Here is a 16695-nt window from a genome sequence, read left to right as displayed (position 1 = left end):
AATCAGACAATGAACCGCAACGAATGGATCGCCCACGCAGCACGCTTGCAGAGTACTGATCAGCCTTTTGCGCTGGTCACAGTTTTGAGCGCACAAGCTCCCACGTCTGGCAAAGCTGGTGACAAAGCAGTTGTCACGCGCGATGGTCAAATACATGGCTGGATTGGCGGTGGTTGTGCACAACCAGCGGTTGTGAAAACTGTTCGACGTGCATTGCTGGATGGACAACCACGCAAGATTCGCATTTCGCCCTCAGACGAAAGCGCTGAGCGCGATCTGGGTGATGTGCTTGAATTTGGCATGACCTGCCATTCTGGTGGTACCTTAGAGTTGTTCATCGATCCAATAACCCCCTCCGCCACCCTGACTGTGGTGGGCGATTCGCCCGTTGCGCGGGCTTTGGTGGGCTTAGCACCTCGGGTAGGCTTGCGTGTAGCGGTCATTGCGCAGGGTGCATTGGCCACTGACTTTCCAGATGCTCAGCGGGTGCTGTCGAATGACGATGTCAGCATCGTGGGTGCAGAGCTTTCAGAAACGCCTTTTGTGGTGGTGGCCACCCAAGGCCGCCGTGATTTACAGGGCCTGAAAGCTGCCCTGGCATTGCAACCGCAAGGCTTGTGGTTTGTCTCTAGCGCCAAAAAAGCCAGCGTGCTGCTTAACACCCTTTTGAGCAGTGGCGAAGATCCTGAAGCTGTCGCGCGCATCGTGGCGCCGGCTGGCGAATCCATTGGTGCCCAGACGCCAGAAGAAATTGCCTTGTCGGTTTTAACTTCTGTCGTGGCTGCAAGTCGGGGGCGTCTGCCAGTGCCTGCCACTTCTTTAAAATTAGATCCCCCGGCCATTGACACATCTGCAAATCAAACAAGCTCATGCTGTGACGGTGAACAAAAAAATATCGAAACGACTGCTGTGGCATTGGCCACAACAGTCAAATCTTCTTGCTGCGGAGGCTGAACATGGGTTGCATTCTTAAAGGTGGTGGGGGTTTGTACAGCCGGGTCACAATCGGTGCAGTGTTACTCGCAGCGGGTTCTGGCTCACGAATGGGGCACCGTCCTAAAAGTTTGCTCGAATTGGGTGGTGTGCCCTTAATTCGTCGCCAGCTCATTGCACTTTCGGGCGCAGGCGTCGACGAAGTGGTTGTGGTGTTGGGTCATTACGCCGATCGAATTGAAGAAGCGGTTAAAGAATTTCCAGTTACCTTGGTACGCAACCCAAACCCTGATGCGGGTCAAGTTTCATCTTTGCGACTGGGGCTCCAAGCACTTTCATCCAAACTCGATGCCGTGTTGGTTGCTTTGGCAGACCAACCCCTCATCAACTCTCAGGACATCAACGACCTCATTGGTGCTTACAAAAAACGCCCTCAAGATACGCACGTTGTGCAGCCCAGCGTCGATGGGCAGCCTGGCAATCCGGTCATCTTCAGCAATGAAGTGCGCGAGCAAATTCTGTTAGGAGAGGCCAATGTGGGTTGTCGTCAATGGCAATCTGCTAACGCCAGTCAAGTACACCCTTGGGTTAGCACCAACAGCCGTTATCGCACCGATGTAGACACACTGGAAGACATTGCTGCGTTGGCTGCGCGCACGGGTCATCAGCTTAAGTGGCCAGCCGATTTGATGATCACAGCCTGATCTCAATCAATGCGGCATGTTGCAAGCTGATCCTCTTCACCCTCTTTGGTGCACTCCGCTCGGTGTGCACCAATTCGCACAAGCAGAAACAGTGAATGAAGTGCTGGTGCGCGTCTTTCAAACAATGCGCGCCACCGACCCGCAAGCAGATACTTCAAAAGCCTTTTATGCAAGTCGAGACGATTTGCTCAATCGAATTCGCCTCTCAGAGTGGGAACAGTTGGTACGCTTCATTGTGGACAGTGTGCGCAAAACAGTGGTGCTGGCAAACCAAGGTGCTTGGACTGAAGCAAAACCCGGTTTTAAGATTGCCATGCGAGGAATCTGGTTTCAAATTTCAAGTCAGGGTAGCCACCACGATGTACATACCCATGGCAACTGCTCTTGGTCGGGCGTTTACTGCTTGCAAGTTGACGCGCCTGAAAAACGTATAGCCGACACCAACTTGGGTGCAGCCAATGGCGTCACACGTTTTTACGGTCCGTACTTCAACCGTTTGGGCGGTGCATCCATGGACTTTGGCAATGCCTATTTGCAAAACGCCCACCTCGACATCGATCCTGTACCGGGCCAGTTGGTCATTTTTCCATCATGGCTAGCGCACCAAGCAATGCCTTATCACGGAAAACTCGATCGAGTGATTGTGTCATTCAATGTGAGTGTGCATGCCGCAACTGGCTCAGACCAGCTACACGCTTATGACAATGTTTGATCACAACCCTGTCGCTCGCAAAGCGCCAATGACTTTGGTCCATGCAGGCGAAGTTGCGCATTGGGCCGTGGTCTTATTTGGCTGGATCTGGATGGGTGAACAAGGAATGTTGTCTGGATCGCCCGTTGTCAGTGGGCTATTGCCAGTCGTTGTATGGTGGGCAGTTAGGCTCATTTGCCGTGGAAGTTCATGGGCCTTTCAATGTCATTCATTGATGCTTGGCCTGCTTGGCTTAGTCACCGCAATGGGCGTCTGGATTTGGGGCTTGATGGCGTCACGCTCTTTGTCACAAGAGTGGCTCCTTGTACTGGCCGTTGTTTGGGGCGCTTGGATCGCTTTGATAGAGACTCGAACGCGAAGAAGCACCTTTCAACTTGGCAAAATAGCTTGGCATCCTGTTGTTGCTGCAGCTTTGGCGATTTTTGCATGGCAAACATCTGATACCTTTTCAATAGCTCATTTAGTGGCCATCGTTTTATTGGCGATGTGCTCTTTTTTGTTGTACTTAAACGATCGGTTCAACTCAGAACGAAAACAAAACTGTCACGGCATTAGAACAAGCTTTCAAAGCCTTTTGGTTCCATCTGCCATGGGTTTGATGATGGGTAGTTTGTGGTTGAACAATGCTTGGTGTGTCGCAATGGATTTGCAAACCGATCAAATGGTGATGATCCATTTGAGTTTGATGGCTGGGTTGCCCACACTGGCGTCCTACCTGATTCTTTCTACAAAATTTACCTACTCTTCCTACGCACTCATCTTTCCTGTGTGCCTAGCGTTGCTCTCGTTCGGGGCTGTTGCACTTTTAGGTGATGGATTTGCTTTTGAAGTTTTGGCAATGCTATTGCCTTCATTGGCCTGGGCATTGCATTGCAGCAGGCCACGATTTAGAAATGAGACTGTTGAAATAGCTTTACCTTGGCTGGCAAAATGCTTGGCACTTTTACTTGGCCCTGCGTTGCTGTTGTGGGTAGGAATTCTGAGTCCAGTACAAGGACCTATGGCCACAAAATTTGCCTTCGCGTTGCTTGGAACGCTGGCATTTTTGAAACTGTTGCATTTATGGTGGCGCGAACAGTTTCTCAAAACGCACCTATCGGGTTAAGCACTTCCCACCATGGTTTGAGCCAGGGTGGGAGGTGCCTAATTTAAAACCCCATCAGCTTTATTCAGCCCGAATACCCTGCTGCTTAATGATGTTTGCAAAGCGCGCTGTATCGGCGGCGTTAAGAGCAGTCAGTTGAGCTGGTGACATGGGTGTGGGCTCAGCACCCAAACCGCGAATGGTTTGCGTCACAGCGGGAGTGACCAAGATGCGGTTGATCTCGCTGTTCAAGCGGTCAATCACAGCCTGTGGGGTGCCAGCTGGCGCATAAAAGCTGTGCGTAGAGCCACCGTCGTATCCTTTCAAGCCCAGCTCAGCCAGCGTGGGGGTGTCGGGATAAAGGAAAGATCGCTTGGTGCTGCCAACGGCAAGGAGTCGCAATGCTCCCGAACGAATATGAGGTGTGGCAATGCCTGGATCCATGAAGAAATCAATATTGCCGGCCAACAGGTCTTGCAATGCAGGGGCAGAACCGCGATAGGGAATGTGCAAGGCAAAAATGCCAGCCATGTTCTTGAGCATTTCTGCGCCAATGTGTGGGGTAGAACCATTTCCAGGGCTGCCATAGCTCAATTTGCCAGGATTGGCTCTAGCAAATTTCTGTAAATCTGCAAAACTATTGAAGCCAGAGTTTGACCGGACCACTAAGAACAATTCAAGGCGCGCTGTAGCAGCTACAGGCACGAGTGCCTTGTTGTGGTCATAAGGCATTTTGGGAGTGAGGGTGGGTACCACAACCATCGTGCTGCCAGACGCCATGAGAATCGTATACCCATCGCCCGGCGCCTTGGCAACCAAATCGGCACCTATCAGGCCGCCTGCCCCACTGCGGTTTTCCACCACCACTGGCACGCCCAAAGCCTGAGACAAGGGGGTGGCCACAGCTCTGCCTAAAACATCAGGAGAACTACCGGGTGCAAAGTTGATCACCAGCCTTATAGGCTTGTTGGGCCAATCTTGAGCCATAGCGCCTAAGGGAGCAAGCAATGAGCTGAGCAAAAATACAGCAAGAATTTGTCGGAGTATTGTTGTAAACATGTTCGTTTTTAAAGTTAGTTAAGCTATTTTTGGAATATATATCGAATATTTTGTTTCAGCCCATCAGGTCGCGATAATCACCCAATAAATTATGACTAATTCTTTGACCTAAAAAACGATTGCTATGACTGAAAAAACCCTCAACGTCCTAGGCACTGAATTAATTCCATGCTCTTATGATCCGCTAACTGGATTTTTCAGAGACGGCTGCTGCAAAACAAACAGCGATGACCGTGGAAGTCATGTGATTTGTGCAAAGGTCACTCAAGCTTTTTTAGACTTCTCACTTCGACAAGGCAACGACTTGATCACACCAAGACCCGAGTACAGATTCTCAGGACTCAAAAATGGCGATCGTTGGTGCCTATGTGCTCTTCGCTGGAAAGAAGCATTTGAAGCGGGTGTAGCACCCAAAGTGATTCTAGAAAGCACTCACCAAAAAGCACTTCAATTTGTAACACTCGAGCAGTTACAAGCATGATTCAACGAGTGTCTGAATAAAACGTTGCTCGCAAAAAATCAAGAAAGAAAACATCAAGCTTGTGGCTTGATGCATACCGTCATGCTGTCAGTCGGCTTTGATACCTGCTTGCGTAATCACTTTTCTGTAATGCTCTAACTGAGAACGAACCAGAGAGCTCATTTCATCTGCACTGGATCCCACCGGAAACAAGCCCAATGAAATCAATCGATCTTTCACATTGGGATCGGCCAATGCTTTTGAAACTTCCCTGTTCAGAAAAGCAATGATTTCTTTAGGGGTGCCCGCAGGAGCCATGAGTCCAAACCAAGAGTTCATTTTGAAGCCGGGTATGCCTGATTCAGCAACAGTTGGAACGTCTGGAAATTGGGCCATGCGCTGAGGTGTGCAAACAGCAATGAGTCTGGCCTTAGTAGACTGAACTAAAGGCACGATGGTAGAGATACCTTGTAGCGTAGCATCCACCTCTCCTGCTGCTGCACCCACAGCGGCTTGTGTTGCACCCTTGTATGGCACATGCATCATGTTGACGCCTGCTTGGTAAGCCAACATGGCCATTCCAATATGCTGTGGACCACCATTTCCTCCGGAGCTGTAATTGAGCTTTCCTGGTGATTTTTTTGCAGCCTCAATCAAATCGTTGACATTGCGATAAGGCGAACTTGAGCTGACCATCAAACCCCACTCAATGATGGCAACCTGTGAGATAGATTCAAAATCCTTGACAATGTCCCAAGGCAATTTGGGATTGAGATTGGGAATCATTGTGATGATGCTGTCGTTAAAACCACCCAAGGTATAGCCATCAGGCGCAGATTTGGCTACTTGGTCAGCACCAATAATGCCTGCAGCGCCTAGTTTGTTTTCAATGATGATAGATTGGCCAATATTTTGTGACACCTTTTGCATCACGATCCGGGCAGCTGTGTCAACAGAGCTGCCTGCAGCCAATGGCACGATGAGTCTGATTGGCTTGTTGGGATAAGTTTCATTGGCCCTTTGCCCCCAACTCAGCGAATGAAAAAGAAAGAGGCAGAAAAATATGATCTTAGCTTTGGTCATTTAGAACTCCTTGAGAAATACTTAAGACGATGGGGTTTGCATCAAAGTTGGAACCTGATGAGCATGAGCAAACTCATCTAGCTGCGCAATCAAATTGGGGTGCAGGTCAATGCCATCCCGCTCATACAATTTGCGCTTTTCATAACTCTGCTCACCGGGAAGCCAAATTCGCTTGACGTTGGGCATTTTTTTACCTTCACGCATTTCTCGCGACAGCTGGTCAACGCGCAACTTGAACTCGTCGACGTCACCAAATGCATCTAAATCAATTGCCAAGATAGCCTGACCCGTATTGGACTTGGTAGCGAAATCGGCATTGCCATCAATCACACTCGAGCCCATGGCGGCAGCGTTCAAGGTGCCCGCCAACACCCCCACCATCAATTGAAGGCCATAACCTTTGTAGCCTCCAATGGGCAACATAATTCCGCCATCGGTTTTGTGTGGGTCGGTGATGGGCGCACCGTTTTCATCAATCATCCAACCTTCGGGCATTGACTCACCCTTTTGAGCCTTCACTTTGATCTTGCCATACGAGGTGACCGTGGTGGCCATGTCCAGCACCATCGGCGGTTCATTTTTAGCTGGCACTGCAATGGCAATGGGGTTGGTGGACAACAACATGTCAAGGCCACCCCAAGGCGATGTATGGTTAGCCCCACCTACCGCGAAATAAATGCCAATCATGTTTTTTTCCATGGGCATCCGTGCATAGATCGATGCAGGTCCGGCGTGGTTGCTGAATCGGGAACCGACCCAAGCAATGCCACAATTTCTAGCCTTTTCAATGGCAATTTCAGCAGCGCGCTTCATGACCAAATGGCCCATGGCGTTGTCGCCATCCAAAACGGCCATGCCCGCTTTTTCTTTCACAAGCTTCATGGATGGATTTAGATTGATGCCACCCGCCTTGATTCTTTTGGCATAACTGGGCAGACGAATCACACCATGACCGTCAGAGCCTTGGAGGTCTGCCTCGGCCATGATGTGGCCCACTTTGAGTGCATCGTCAGGGGGCAAGCCAAGTTTGATCATTGAATTGGCAATGAACTGTTTTAACTGATTGAATGAAACACGGTTAGCGTTCATGGGTGATCCTTGTTTGAAGAGTTTGAACCGCAATAATTGGTGCGCTATAAATTGGCGCTGAAGAAACTTCTTGGCATCGTTGATAGGCACTGGCCATCGAAAATTGGGTAAACACAATCAGATCTGCGTTCTGATTTTTTTTAACTGCATCCATGATCAATGCATCGTGCAAATCCATTTGACCTTTGCCCAACAACTCAAAGGCCTTGTCGATGAATAATTTTTCTATTTGGATCGAGGCATGATTATTTTTTGACCATTCACCAATTTCGGAACTGAGTGAATCAACAGACAACTTCGAGGTCCCCATCACCAGCATTTTCAAATTTTGTTTTTCTTGAGCCAGCTTGTAAATTGAATCGAGCATGGCCTCGTTGGGTTTGTAAACGGGCAAATTAAATGCATTTTTCACAGAGTCAATGGCACTACCAAAAACTGAACAAGAAAACAAAATGGCATCGCATCCTGTGCCAGTGGCATAACTTGCCAGCGACTGGAAGCGCTTGTTCATTTCCTGCGAACTTAAACAAGCGATATCTTTCAGCAAGCCCTCATCCAAGAGGTTGAATGTGTTGGCTTCAGGCCAGTAATCTTGGAAAGTTTTTTCAATTGGCGAAATGGCCAATCGAGTGGCGTGTATCAATGCTATTTTGGGTTGCATTTCTTTATTCATTCTTAAATTTCGAGTCTGCTCAATCAACACATTGGAGCTACGGCGGCTACCCATACATGAAAGAAATTTCATATTAAGTCACCCACCTAATGTGTCAAGTCGATTGCCGAGGGTTTGCACTTAGCCGAGTCAAAAACTCACAAGAACTGGTTGCCAACATGTTGGGTGTGAGGCGTGAAGGCTTGACGGAATTTGCTGGTCGATTACAAAAAGTGGGACTGATTAGATACGCAAGTGGCAAAATTGAAGTCTTTGACAGATTAGGACTTGAGCACAGATCTTTTGAATGCTATGGCGTAATGAAGCAATATGAAAAAAGATAAAGTAGAAAAGTGGACATCAATTTTGAAAGAGTTTTTGGATAACTCCTTTTCATATAAAACACTTGCGAACAGACCTGAGGCTGCCACTTTTTTAGTAATCAAAGACTCACAAAAAAGCATCTTGCGACTTGTGGATTTAGCCAATTATTCAAAGACACAACTTCAATTTGAGTGGAATTTTTTAAAAAAGCACAAGGACACCAAAGGTTTTCCAAGCCAAAAACCTATTAACTTCTTTGATATCAGTGAAACCATAAAAGGTGTTCAATTGAGTTATGTTGAAGGGCATCATCCCAGAGTTAATCGCAAAGAGGACTTTTTTACATATGGAAGTACCCTTGCCAAATTTCATCAGTTTTCAAAAGGGCAGCATTATGACGACTCGCCAGCTTGGGACATTGAAAGAGTAATAAATCCATTTTCAAATCCAATTTTGCTAGACTTTTTTACGGAAAAACAAAAATCAGTTGCATTTCACAACATTGACAAAATTTCGCAGAAATTTAAAGAATATTGGCAACAAAACGAATGGATGGGCATCATTCATTCGGACACACACAAGCACAATGTTATTGTTAATGACAATGACGGATATTTAATTGACTTTGGAGAGTGCGGAAAAGGAATTTTATTTTGGGATTTAGGTATAGCCATTGCAGATACAGAAATGGATTATCCAAAATTTGCAAAACATTGCCGCAAGAATTTACTAAATGGATATTTATCAGTCATTCCAAACGCAGAACAGAAAATCAGAAACGACATAGATTTTTTTACGAAAATGCGAGCTTTAGAGGTTATGACTTGGCCGGTAAGCAGTTGGACTGAGGAATATAGATTAGAAAATGCTGATGAGGCAAGAACAAACATTGAGATTTGCATTTCTTATTTAGAAAAACAATAAAACAGCCACCATCATCGTTTTACCAGTTAGATGTTTCTGGGTTCGTTAACACTCAGACAAAGGTTTGGTCTTTTGCAAGAATACAGTTGAAGATTACTTTTTTGTATTGTGCAAAGCTTTATAGGGATACACCTGTATAGCCTCTAAAGAATATCCCGAAACACCTGAAGCTGTTTTGGTTCTAGACTCCTTTAGCTCTCCCTCTACCCAAATCACTTCCATCGTTTCCAATGGTTTTGACAAATTGAGTTTGGGATGCGGCGTGACCAAGACAATTTGATTGGCGGGTGGTGGTGGCGTGTGGATGCAGGCGCCAAAATAGGGCACCAATAAAAATTCGCGCTGCCCATTTCTTACCGCATCCAATGGCACCACAAAGCCTGGCATGCGAATTTTTTGATTGATGTACTTGGTTGAAATAGGTGCTTCGTCCAATTTTGAGCGCATGCTGGCCATCAGTTTTTCGGCTTCTTCTGAGCCATCCTTCAAAAAAGCCATGCGCCCATAACTGGCCATGTCTTTTTTCATTTGTTGATACCACTCTAAGTTCAACAAATCGTCCCACGTGATTTTTTGATAACCTGGTGTTTGCGCCAACACAGAACCCATCAACAACAAATGACAAACTGCAAAGCACAGTTTGATCAAGTTGATTCTCAAGAGGTTCGATGTCATTTTGATTTTTGGTTCAAGTGGTTCAAGTGGTTCAGCTAGGTGGATGAAGACCATCAGACAATGAGATGCGGTAGGCACGCCAAGCAGGCAACATGCTGGCCATCAAAGCCCCTACCAGCAACATACCAATGCTATACCAAGCATCCAGCTCGGGCCAGCCATTGTGCGTTTGAATGCCAAAATTTTGCAGCAGAAACTCTTGGCAAATCAAAATCAAAAGCTGAGTACCCATCACACCTGCAGCAATAGCTGCCCCGCACACCAAGAAAGACTCCCATGCCACAGCCATGAAAATTGAGTATGGCCCCGCACCCAAAGAGCGGTAAATGGCCAATTCTTTGCGTCGCGCCGACAAGCCAACCAAAAGAACCGATACAACACCCAGCAATGAACATACAGCCACCAAAGCGCCCATCACAATGAGTGCGTTTTCTACCACCCGAACAATTTGCCACAATTCATCGAGTGCAACCCCAGGCAAGACGGCCATAAGGGGCAAGGCGGCAGCATTGGGCTTCAAGCTCTCAATGGCTTTGCGCACTGAAAAAACTGTGGCACGTGAATGCAGACCGACCCATACTGCCGTGAGTTCAGACGGGGTGAGCTCAGCCACATTGGGCAGATCTTTTTGAGCATTGGCTTGGGTATCAAATGCAGAGGGCCTCAAGCCCATTCCCCACCCCACATGCAGTGATTCAAAAGCCTCAAGGCTGATCAGTACCAATCTGTCTAGCGGCGTACCGGTTGGCTTCAAAATACCTACCAATTCAAAAGGATGATCAGAATGAACGGTTTCTTCTATGGCTTGGTAGCCATGTGTCAGCGCAAAGTTGTCTTTGAGTTTTGCATTTTTAGACTTGGCCACCTCTGAACCTATCACCACTTGCATCAACGCAGTGGGATGCATTTGGGGATCTTGAAAGACCTGGCCCGATTGAAAAGACAAAGCCTGACCCGCAGATCGATAGTGCTTGAAGAAATCGACGGAGGTACCCATTACAGGGAAACCATCCAGCGAGTCCCCAAGTTGAATGGGAATGGCCCAAGCCACTGCAGGCATTTCCTTGATACGCTTCAAATCTGCGTAAAGCATGTTTTGAGTGGGCGTGCCCAGTTGAAACACGCTGTACAAAAGTAAATCGGTGGAACTCCCTCTAGGGCCTACCACCAAATCGACACCGCTTAAGGCATTCGAAAAGCTGCGTTTGGCATCTGTCCTTATTTGCTGAACAGCCAATAAAACAATGACTGACAGACATACCGAAACAGCCACTAGGCTCAGAGAGTATTTTCGCGACCAGGCACTCTTCCAAGCTAAATTAAGCCAAAACATGGCTGGACTCCATCTTTGGCATCTGGAAAACATGGTCGAAATTGGAAGCAATTCGCATGTCGTGGCTCACCGTCACCACGCTGGTGTTTTGGGCACTGGCAGTCGATAGCAACAGGTTCAAGAAATCTAATTTGTTGTCTTCATCCAGTGCGGAGGTAGGCTCATCGGCCACAATCAGTGCAGGGCAACCCAGAAGCGCTCTGGCCGCAGCCACCCGCTGTTGCTCGCCTACCGACAACAGGCGGGCCTGCCGACGACGCAATGAGGGTTGCAAATGAAGCGCGGTGCAAAGCGTGTCAATGTGCCTTTTTACACTGCCAAAAAGTTGTGTAGATTTTTGTAAACGACTGGCAAAAAGCTTGCTGGGTAATTCAATGTTTTCTTCAACAGTTAAAAAAGGCAATAAATTGAATTGCTGAAAAATGAGGCCCAAATGTTCGCCTCTGAATCGGTCTCGCTCAGAGGACGGCAGTTGTTTCAATGAGGTACCCAACACTTGGCAACTGCCCTTTCGAGGCAATTGAATGCCGGCAATCAGACTGAGCAAGCTTGATTTGCCTGAACCACTTGGGCCACCAATGAACAAGGTTTGACCTTGCTGCAAACTGAGCTCGGGAATGACAAACAGTGGCTTGGTTTGATTTGGCCAAGCAAATTCAATTTGGCGCAGTTCAAGCGCATTCATTGTCATGGTGAAAATGTTGGCTTACTGGATCGAACCGTGGCAGATTTCTGCGAACCCTGAGACACCCATTCCAACTTGAGTTGCTTAGAACGGATGTGTGACTTGAAAAAAGGAAATTCAAATTTAGTCAGCATTTGAGGATTGGCACACTTGAATTTGAACTCATAGTTCAAATCACTGTGCCCTTTTCCCTTGATGCCCTGAAACATATCAGATTGAGCTTTGGCCTCCAATTGCTGACATTTTGACTCTGTGGGCAGCTCAATGAAATAGCTGGCGTTTTGCAGAGATTTCTGCAATTGGTTCATAGCATCGGTTTGCGCGGCGTTTTTGGGCAAATGTTCAAAGCCAAGCAAGGCCTCCATCGGCATGGTCCACTGGCCTTGAAGAACATCGCCGTTCAAACTGAGTTGAAGAGAGCCCTTGCCATGTGAGTGCTGCGCCAATGCAGGCATTGCCCATGAAGCACTCAAAACGCTTATCAGAACTGCCCTTATGGGGGTCAGGAAGAATTTCATAACATCAATATCCTTGATTCAATTGAAAAATTTCAAAGCTTCAGCAGCTACCGCTTCAGGCAACTCCTCTGCCAGGTAGTGGCCGCACGGTAAGGCCATGCCACTCACATTCTTGGCTCGCTCGCGCCACAAAGATAGCATATCAAAACAGCGCCCCACAGAACCATGCTCTCCCCAAATAACCCGAAGCGGCTGAACAACTCGATTGTCAGAGGCCACGTCTTTGCGGTCATGCTCCAAATCTACAGCTGCACTGGCTCGGTAATCTTCACAAATAGAGGTACTGGTTCCAGGAATGAGCGCACATCGCTCATACTCAGCCAAAGCCATGGGCGAAAAAGGTGCCAGTCCTGCAAATCTTCCGCCCATTACAGACCGAACATAGCGAGCAGGGTTGGCGTCTATCAGTGCCTCTGGCAAGGGAGCAGCTTGAATGAGTGCGAACCAGTGCCAATAGGCACGCGCAAAGGCCTCCGTGGTATTTTCGTACATTGCCAATGTGGGAGCAATGTCCAACAACATCAATCGGCCAACTGCGTGTGCATGATCTATTGCCAAGCGATGAGCAACGCGGGCACCACGATCGTGCGCCAATACGTCAAATTGCTCAAAGCCATAAGCCTCCATCACAGCCATTGCGTCTGAGGCCATTTCGCGCTTGCTGTGGTTGAGATGCTGAGAATCAGCTTTGGGTCTGGATGAATCACCGTAACCGCGCAAATCCATCAAAACCAAGGTGTGCTGTTTGGCCAGAATGGGAAGCACCTTGTGCCACATGACCATGCTTTGAGGATGGCCATGCATCAACAGCAAAGGCGAACCAGACCCCACAGAGCGCGTATGAAGACGCACACCTTCTCGCTCAACGCTTAACAACGGCAAATGCTGCAACACAGACTACACCACATTCAAAATTTGAAGATGCTGGCCTTTGACGCCCTTGTCGTCTACCCACTGAACCTTGAATTCAGCAGTCATTGTGGCGCGCAGGAAAAACTCAAAAAATGGATTGGCGGAAATACCCGATGAAGGCTCAATTCGAAAGACCTCCTGATTGCCCAAATGGCAAGTTAACAATTGGATGATATTTCTAGGAACCACCTTGCCTGTCAAGTCTTGCAAATAGCCCGTCTCCATGGGGTGCTGAATGAGCAAGCGCACTTTAAATACTTCGCCTGATCGAACCTTCTCTGGCCAGTGAACGCGGGCAATGCTCATGATGCATCCACGCAAGCTGATTCAGTCACAATGATTTCCATCTGCTTGTATCTGAATTCACCATTCGACAAGCGGGCCAAGGCAATCACTTCTTGCGTACCAGCCAATCGCACACGCGTACTGACCTCCGCACGACCATTCCATGGACCCAATTGAAAAACAGCCATTTGAGTAACCGGATTTCGCTGTGACAACAAATAAATCTGTGTCACATGATCTTGCTCAGACATGGGGCTTTGAACTTGAATTTGAATGGGCACCAAAGAACCATTGTCGGCCAACAGTGGCGCTTCAATCTGCAAATCTTTGTTGAGAAGAATGGCACCTTTGACAATGGGCTGCACCATTTCATTCAATGAAAGCAAACGGCCTGAGTTCATCCGTTGCGCGAGTGCAACTCCACTGAATAACCAAGGCATAGAAAACCCTGCCAGCAAGAGGCTACGAAGTCCCTTGCGTCTAACCCGACTTTCAAGCTTCATGGCTTCATGCTTGCAGTTCATTAAACCTTCAGGGTCAATCCGTGGTTCTTGAGGGGCAATGAACGAATGCGCTTGCCCATGGCTGCAGAAATGGCGTTGACGAGTGCGGGTGCCAAGGGCGCTTGCGCAGGCTCGCCAACGCCACCCCAGAATCCACCGGTAGGTGCAATGACCACTTCTACTTTGGGCATCTCGTTCAAACGCATCATGCGGTAGTCGTGGAAATTGGATTGCTCAACACGGCCTTCTTTGATGGTGTTTTCGCCCCAAAAAATAGCCGTCAAACCATGCACCACACTGCCCTGAAATTGAGCCACGATGTTGTCTGGGTTGACCGCATAGCCAGGGTCAATGCCAATCACCACACGGTGAATCTTGACTTCGTTTTTGGCGTTCACAGAAACTTCGCACACACACGCTGTCCAACTGCCATAGCCCTCTGTTTCAGCCACACCGCGAAACACGCCATTGGGCAATTGGCTGCCCCAAGCTGCAGCTTTGGTTACGGCTTCCAAAATACTTCTGTCGCGCTTCGATTTTTCGGTGTTAGGCAACATGTCCAAACGGAAAGCCACAGGATCTTTGCCTGCCGCTATTGCCAATTCGTCAATGAAGCATTCACGGCCAAATGGATTTTGTGAATGCCCAACCGTACGCCAAAAACCGACGGGCACATTGGTATTGCGCTGGGCATAATCGACCAAGGTGTTGGGTATATCGTAGGGATGATCGCTGAAACTTGCCACTGCCTGACCATCAACACCGCGAGGCAAAGGCAACTTCAAAAGGGTGGCCAAAATAGAGGGTGCGCTAACACGAATGTGCAAGGCCTCCACTTTGCCATTGGCATTCAGGCCACCTTTGAAACGCATCAAACTGGCTGGCCGATACAGTCCATGTTGAATTTCTTCTTCACGCGACCACAACATTTTGACAGGCTTTCCAGCCATGGCCTTGGCAATCATGACAGCTTGGCGTGTAAAGTCTTGGGGACTTTTTCGACCCAAACCACCGCCCAATTGCACAGGGTGAACTTTCACATTGGCTTGCGGTACACCCGCAGTGGCTGCGCTGACGGCCAATGTGGCCTCTGGATTTTGAGTGGAAGACCAAACTTCAAGTTTGTCACCCTGCAACCATGCTGTGCACACCATAGGCTCCATGGTGGCATGCGCCAAGTAAGGCGTGAAGTATTCAGCCTCTACCACTTTGGCCGATTTAGAAAGTGCGTCTGGTGTATTGCCATCATTGCGCGCCACAGCCAATTCACTTTGCTCCATGCCAGCCTTGAAGTGAGCCATGATGGCCGCGCTAGTGAGGGTACCGTGCTCGCCCACATCCCAATCGACAGCAACTTCACGCAAGGCCTCTTTGGCGCGCCACCAGTTGTCAGCAACCACCGCCACAAATTCGCCCATGTTTAAAACCTTGACAATGCCGCGGCGATTTTCCACCTTAGAGGCATCGAAAGATTTAACTTTGCCATTGAACACGGGGCAAGCAGCCACTGCCGCATGCAACATGCCAGGCAGCTGCGTATCAATGCCATAACTGCGCTGACCAAGCACAATCTCTGGGATGTCGACGCGCGGAATTGACTTACCAATAAGAGTCCAATTTTTGGGATCTTTCAACTGAACATTTTTAGGCGCATCCAACTTGGCTGCATCAGCTGCCAATTGACCATAAGTCAAAGAGCGTTTGCTAGGGGCATGAGTAACCCTACTTAAAGAGGACTTGCACTCGCTTGCCGGTACGTTCCATTTTTGGGCAGCTGAAGCAATCAGCATCTCTCTGGCTGTAGCACCTGCTTTGCGCAAGTACTCTTGTGAGTGGCGAATGGTGCGACTGCCCACCGATGCCATGTCGCCATAGGCGCGTTTGGTGCGCAAGTTTTCATGCGCTGTTGCATATTCAACGCGAACTTTTTTCCAATCGGCTTCCAGTTCTTCCGCAATCATCATGGGTGCAGAAGTCATGCTGCCCTGCCCCATTTCTGCTCGCGCATAGCGAATCACGATGGTGTTGTTGGGTTCAATTTCTATCCACACATTGAGTTGTGGTGTATCTGCTGCGTGAGCACGCTCAGGCAAGAAAAAGCCCAAAGACATGCCAGCACTGGCAGTGCCAGAAACCTTTAGAAAGTGTCGCCGGTCCATGCCCGAATGGTCTGCCACTGAATGACCAGAGTTGGAATGCGTAGTCATGCGCGGCCTCCCTTCTTGGCCACGGAATGAATGGCGGCTCGAACGCGGGCATAAGTGCCACAACGGCAGATGTTGGTCATGGCAGCATCGATGTCTTGATCGGTGGGTTTGGGCTTTTTCTTGAGCAAGGCCACAGCAGCCAAAATTTGACCCCCTTGGCAATAGCCACACTGAGGTACTTGGTGCTCAATCCAAGCTTGTTGTACGGCATGCATTTTACCTTTGTCTGCCAAGCCTTCAATGGTGACCACCTTTTGGCCAGCAGCAACTGAGACTGGGTAAGAGCAAGACCGAACAGGCTCCCCGTTCAAAAGCACCGTGCAAGACCCACACAGTGCAACGCCACAACCAAACTTTGGCCCTTTGATGTTGAGTTCGTCACGCAAAGCCCACAACAAGGGCATTTCGGGTTCTACATCGAGCGTATGACTCTTTCCGTTGACAGACAGCTTCATAGGGCGGGGCTCCAAAATTTAATGTAGAAAGCATTTGAAGCTCTTTTTAAAAAAAGCTCAAGAAATAAACACGGATGTCCCTGAGAATTGCGGGGTTG

Annotated in this window: 20 protein-coding genes; 7 read left to right on the top strand and 13 right to left on the bottom strand. The window is 48.4% G+C overall.

Translation table 11 applies throughout. From position 1 onward, the window contains the following. Nucleotides 1-9 precede the first annotated feature (9 nt). The 4 genes from B9Z32_RS13035 to B9Z32_RS13020 all read left to right on the top strand — a co-directional run bounded on the left by B9Z32_RS13035 (nucleotide 10) and on the right by B9Z32_RS13020 (nucleotide 3454). A complete protein-coding gene (locus tag B9Z32_RS13035) occupies nucleotides 10-954 on the top strand; it encodes an XdhC family protein (protein WP_108421850.1) in 945 nt (314 codons plus the stop codon). A gap of 2 nt (nucleotides 955-956) precedes the next feature. After that, nucleotides 957-1637, top strand: a complete 681-nt coding sequence (locus tag B9Z32_RS13030) for an NTP transferase domain-containing protein (RefSeq protein ID WP_108421849.1) — start codon at nucleotides 957-959, stop codon at nucleotides 1635-1637. 16 nt (nucleotides 1638-1653) lie between these two features. Then, on the top strand, nucleotides 1654-2349 hold the full coding sequence (locus tag B9Z32_RS13025; protein WP_108421848.1) for a TIGR02466 family protein: 696 nt from the start codon (nucleotides 1654-1656) through the stop codon (nucleotides 2347-2349). Between the two features lie 214 nt (nucleotides 2350-2563). Continuing rightward, nucleotides 2564-3454 carry a hypothetical protein gene (locus B9Z32_RS13020; protein ID WP_146179494.1) on the top strand — a complete coding sequence of 297 codons (891 nt, stop codon included), beginning with the start codon at nucleotides 2564-2566 and terminating at the stop codon, nucleotides 3452-3454. Nucleotides 3455-3514: 60 nt separating this feature from the next. Here the strand turns inward: B9Z32_RS13020 and B9Z32_RS13015 are convergent, their stop codons facing one another. Then, nucleotides 3515-4420, bottom strand: a complete 906-nt coding sequence (locus B9Z32_RS13015; RefSeq protein ID WP_233248316.1) for a tripartite tricarboxylate transporter substrate binding protein — start codon at nucleotides 4418-4420, stop codon at nucleotides 3515-3517. Between the two features lie 196 nt (nucleotides 4421-4616). On the opposite strand from B9Z32_RS13015, the gene B9Z32_RS13010 reads away from it, so the two are divergent. Next, nucleotides 4617-4973 (top strand): DUF2237 family protein, encoded by a 357-nt coding sequence (locus tag B9Z32_RS13010; protein WP_108421845.1) that lies wholly within the window; start codon nucleotides 4617-4619, stop codon nucleotides 4971-4973. Nucleotides 4974-5060: 87 nt separating this feature from the next. Here the strand turns inward: B9Z32_RS13010 and B9Z32_RS13005 are convergent, their stop codons facing one another. The 3 genes from B9Z32_RS13005 to B9Z32_RS12995 form a co-directional block, all read right to left on the bottom strand. Next, the gene (locus tag B9Z32_RS13005; RefSeq protein WP_233248315.1) at nucleotides 5061-5930 is read right to left on the bottom strand and encodes a tripartite tricarboxylate transporter substrate binding protein; all 870 of its coding nucleotides are present in this window, start codon (nucleotides 5928-5930) and stop codon (nucleotides 5061-5063) included. Nucleotides 5931-6056: 126 nt separating this feature from the next. Then, nucleotides 6057-7124, bottom strand: a complete 1068-nt coding sequence (locus B9Z32_RS13000) for an Ldh family oxidoreductase (protein ID WP_108421844.1) — start codon at nucleotides 7122-7124, stop codon at nucleotides 6057-6059. Further along, nucleotides 7114-7785 (bottom strand): hypothetical protein, encoded by a 672-nt coding sequence (locus tag B9Z32_RS12995; RefSeq protein WP_146179493.1) that lies wholly within the window; start codon nucleotides 7783-7785, stop codon nucleotides 7114-7116. Before B9Z32_RS12995 ends, B9Z32_RS13000 begins: the two co-directional genes overlap by 11 nt. 101 nt (nucleotides 7786-7886) lie before the next feature. Between B9Z32_RS12995 and B9Z32_RS12990 the strand changes: the two genes are divergently transcribed. Continuing rightward, nucleotides 7887-8120, top strand: coding sequence for a helix-turn-helix domain-containing protein (locus tag B9Z32_RS12990; protein ID WP_108421842.1), 234 nt, complete (start codon nucleotides 7887-7889; stop codon nucleotides 8118-8120). Continuing rightward, nucleotides 8107-9024 (top strand): phosphotransferase enzyme family protein, encoded by a 918-nt coding sequence (locus B9Z32_RS12985; protein ID WP_108421841.1) that lies wholly within the window; start codon nucleotides 8107-8109, stop codon nucleotides 9022-9024. Before B9Z32_RS12990 ends, B9Z32_RS12985 begins: the two co-directional genes overlap by 14 nt. 93 nt (nucleotides 9025-9117) lie before the next feature. Here B9Z32_RS12985 and B9Z32_RS12980 read toward each other — a convergent pair whose 3' ends face one another. From B9Z32_RS12980 to B9Z32_RS12940, 9 genes are read right to left on the bottom strand one after another with little or no spacing between them, the layout of a single operon-like run. After that, nucleotides 9118-9699, bottom strand: coding sequence for a DUF3299 domain-containing protein (locus B9Z32_RS12980; RefSeq protein ID WP_158268220.1), 582 nt, complete (start codon nucleotides 9697-9699; stop codon nucleotides 9118-9120). 31 nt (nucleotides 9700-9730) lie between these two features. Beyond that, complete coding sequence (locus B9Z32_RS12975) at nucleotides 9731-11032, bottom strand: ABC transporter permease (protein WP_158268219.1); 1302 nt, start codon at nucleotides 11030-11032, stop codon at nucleotides 9731-9733. Beyond that, a complete protein-coding gene (locus B9Z32_RS12970) occupies nucleotides 11019-11723 on the bottom strand; it encodes an ATP-binding cassette domain-containing protein (RefSeq protein WP_108421838.1) in 705 nt (234 codons plus the stop codon). The genes B9Z32_RS12975 and B9Z32_RS12970 overlap by 14 nt, the downstream gene beginning before the upstream one ends. Continuing rightward, complete coding sequence (locus tag B9Z32_RS12965) at nucleotides 11720-12235, bottom strand: DUF2796 domain-containing protein (protein WP_108421837.1); 516 nt, start codon at nucleotides 12233-12235, stop codon at nucleotides 11720-11722. Before B9Z32_RS12965 ends, B9Z32_RS12970 begins: the two co-directional genes overlap by 4 nt. 18 nt (nucleotides 12236-12253) lie before the next feature. After that, a complete protein-coding gene (locus B9Z32_RS12960; protein ID WP_233248314.1) occupies nucleotides 12254-13129 on the bottom strand; it encodes an alpha/beta fold hydrolase in 876 nt (291 codons plus the stop codon). 3 nt (nucleotides 13130-13132) lie between these two features. Beyond that, a complete protein-coding gene (gene soxZ / locus B9Z32_RS12955) occupies nucleotides 13133-13453 on the bottom strand; it encodes a thiosulfate oxidation carrier complex protein SoxZ (protein ID WP_108421836.1) in 321 nt (106 codons plus the stop codon). After that, a complete protein-coding gene (locus tag B9Z32_RS12950; protein WP_158268218.1) occupies nucleotides 13450-13935 on the bottom strand; it encodes a thiosulfate oxidation carrier protein SoxY in 486 nt (161 codons plus the stop codon). Before B9Z32_RS12950 ends, soxZ begins: the two co-directional genes overlap by 4 nt. Nucleotides 13936-13955: 20 nt before the next feature. Continuing rightward, a complete protein-coding gene (locus B9Z32_RS12945; RefSeq protein WP_108421834.1) occupies nucleotides 13956-16142 on the bottom strand; it encodes a xanthine dehydrogenase family protein molybdopterin-binding subunit in 2187 nt (728 codons plus the stop codon). After that, on the bottom strand, nucleotides 16139-16597 hold the full coding sequence (locus B9Z32_RS12940) for a (2Fe-2S)-binding protein (protein WP_108421833.1): 459 nt from the start codon (nucleotides 16595-16597) through the stop codon (nucleotides 16139-16141). Before B9Z32_RS12940 ends, B9Z32_RS12945 begins: the two co-directional genes overlap by 4 nt. Nucleotides 16598-16695: the final 98 nt, after the last annotated feature.

Origin of the sequence: Limnohabitans sp. MMS-10A-178 (assembly GCF_003063375.1) — a bacterium.
GTDB lineage: Bacteria > Pseudomonadota > Gammaproteobacteria > Burkholderiales > Burkholderiaceae_C > Limnohabitans_A.
This window is presented reverse-complemented; position numbering and strand designations above follow the sequence as displayed.

Coding starts and splice junctions, on each gene's coding strand:
- B9Z32_RS13035 (WP_108421850.1), top strand. CDS start 10: ATGAACCGCAACGAATGGATCGCCCACGCAGCACGCTTGCAGAGTACT.
- B9Z32_RS13030 (WP_108421849.1), top strand. CDS start 957: ATGGGTTGCATTCTTAAAGGTGGTGGGGGTTTGTACAGCCGGGTCACA.
- B9Z32_RS13025 (WP_108421848.1), top strand. CDS start 1,654: ATGTTGCAAGCTGATCCTCTTCACCCTCTTTGGTGCACTCCGCTCGGT.
- B9Z32_RS13020 (WP_146179494.1), top strand. CDS start 2,564: ATGCTTGGCCTGCTTGGCTTAGTCACCGCAATGGGCGTCTGGATTTGG.
- B9Z32_RS13015 (WP_233248316.1), bottom strand. CDS start 4,420: ATGGCTCAAGATTGGCCCAACAAGCCTATAAGGCTGGTGATCAACTTT.
- B9Z32_RS13010 (WP_108421845.1), top strand. CDS start 4,617: ATGACTGAAAAAACCCTCAACGTCCTAGGCACTGAATTAATTCCATGC.
- B9Z32_RS13000 (WP_108421844.1), bottom strand. CDS start 7,124: ATGAACGCTAACCGTGTTTCATTCAATCAGTTAAAACAGTTCATTGCC.
- B9Z32_RS12995 (WP_146179493.1), bottom strand. CDS start 7,785: ATGCAACCCAAAATAGCATTGATACACGCCACTCGATTGGCCATTTCG.
- B9Z32_RS12990 (WP_108421842.1), top strand. CDS start 7,887: ATGTGTCAAGTCGATTGCCGAGGGTTTGCACTTAGCCGAGTCAAAAAC.
- B9Z32_RS12985 (WP_108421841.1), top strand. CDS start 8,107: ATGAAAAAAGATAAAGTAGAAAAGTGGACATCAATTTTGAAAGAGTTT.
- B9Z32_RS12980 (WP_158268220.1), bottom strand. CDS start 9,699: ATGACATCGAACCTCTTGAGAATCAACTTGATCAAACTGTGCTTTGCA.
- B9Z32_RS12975 (WP_158268219.1), bottom strand. CDS start 11,032: ATGTTTTGGCTTAATTTAGCTTGGAAGAGTGCCTGGTCGCGAAAATAC.
- B9Z32_RS12970 (WP_108421838.1), bottom strand. CDS start 11,723: ATGACAATGAATGCGCTTGAACTGCGCCAAATTGAATTTGCTTGGCCA.
- B9Z32_RS12965 (WP_108421837.1), bottom strand. CDS start 12,235: ATGAAATTCTTCCTGACCCCCATAAGGGCAGTTCTGATAAGCGTTTTG.
- soxZ (WP_108421836.1), bottom strand. CDS start 13,453: ATGAGCATTGCCCGCGTTCACTGGCCAGAGAAGGTTCGATCAGGCGAA.
- B9Z32_RS12950 (WP_158268218.1), bottom strand. CDS start 13,935: ATGAAGCTTGAAAGTCGGGTTAGACGCAAGGGACTTCGTAGCCTCTTG.
- B9Z32_RS12945 (WP_108421834.1), bottom strand. CDS start 16,142: ATGACTACGCATTCCAACTCTGGTCATTCAGTGGCAGACCATTCGGGC.
- B9Z32_RS12940 (WP_108421833.1), bottom strand. CDS start 16,597: ATGAAGCTGTCTGTCAACGGAAAGAGTCATACGCTCGATGTAGAACCC.